This window comes from Bradyrhizobium sp. BRP19, from assembly GCF_020194195.1.
Classification (GTDB): domain Bacteria; phylum Pseudomonadota; class Alphaproteobacteria; order Rhizobiales; family Xanthobacteraceae; genus Bradyrhizobium; species Bradyrhizobium yuanmingense.
Genome location: NZ_JADYVZ010000163.1, coordinates 1 through 425 on the forward strand (window position 1 = coordinate 1; position 425 = coordinate 425).

Here is a 425-nt window from a genome sequence, read left to right on the forward strand (position 1 = left end):
CTGCTGATCGTCGGGCCCGTAGACCCAGAGGCAACCGTCTTCCGGCTCCATGTCGACATAGACCCCCCACAGCAGTTCGGCGTCCTCGCCGAGCATTTCGGCAGCGAGCGGGAGGGTGTAAACCCGGGTGATCGCAGCCACGGTCAGGCCACCAGTCTGGCGTCGGATGGGGCGCGCCAGTTCCAGGGAAGAAGCTCGTCGATGCGATTGGCTGCGTGGTCGCTGACGCGGCCGATCAGGTCGGCGAGATAGGCCTCCGGATTGATGCCGTTCAGCTTGCAGGTCTGGATCAGGGTGTAGAAGACCGCAGCACGCTCGCCACCGGAGTCCGAGCCGAGGAAGGTCCAGTTGCGTCGTCCGAGCGTCAGCGGGCGGATCGCACGTTCGGCGGCATTGTTGGTCATCTCAAGACGGCCATCTTCGGT

General features: G+C 64.7%; 1 protein-coding gene. It reads right to left on the bottom strand.

What is annotated here, in order from left to right; genetic code table 11:
- Positions 1-143 precede the first annotated feature (143 nt).
- Positions 144-425 (bottom strand): transposase domain-containing protein (locus I6F36_RS39005; RefSeq protein WP_225173294.1); only part of this gene is annotated, 282 nt, incomplete at its 5' end.